The following is a 460-nucleotide window of genomic DNA, read 5'->3' as shown; positions in this document are numbered from 1 at the left end:
GGTCGCCGGACGTCTGCCCCCGGCGCGGTGTCTGGGGTGACTTCGCGGCCTCCGCCTCGGCCTTGGCGTCGCTCACAGCGGCGGCGGCCTGCTTCCCGGCCTCGTCGGCCGCCGCGGCAGCGTCGAGCGAAACCGACCAGCCTGCGTCGAGTTCTGGGGTCCCGCCTTCGGCCGACGTGTGGTCAGCGCCGGCGGCAGCTGCTTCCTGAGGTTGCGCCGCCGACTGGCCGCCGAATGCTGTGGTGACGGTTCGGATCGCCTCGGTCAGCTCCCCCGGGATCACCCAGAACGTGTTGTTGTCGCTGTTCGCCAGGTGCGGGAGCGTCTCCAGATACTTGTAAGCCAGGATCTTCGCGTCGGCATTGTTGCGGTGGACGGCCTGGAAGACGAGCTCCACCGCCTTCGCCTCACCGTCCGCCCGCAGGATCATGGCCTGCTGGGTGCCCTGCGCCTCCAGGAT

1 pseudogene is annotated in these 460 nt (G+C 70.0%); it reads right to left on the bottom strand.

Annotation, left to right across the window (positions count from 1 at the left end):
- Positions 1-460 (bottom strand): annotated as a pseudogene (locus tag G3I78_RS48190) (SPFH/Band 7/PHB domain protein); the annotation flags it as partial.

Source organism: Streptomyces sp. SID13726 (assembly GCF_010548375.1).
Taxonomy (GTDB): domain Bacteria; phylum Actinomycetota; class Actinomycetes; order Streptomycetales; family Streptomycetaceae; genus Streptomyces.
The sequence above is the reverse complement of the archived record's forward strand: the minus strand, read 5'-3'. Positions and strand labels throughout refer to the sequence as shown.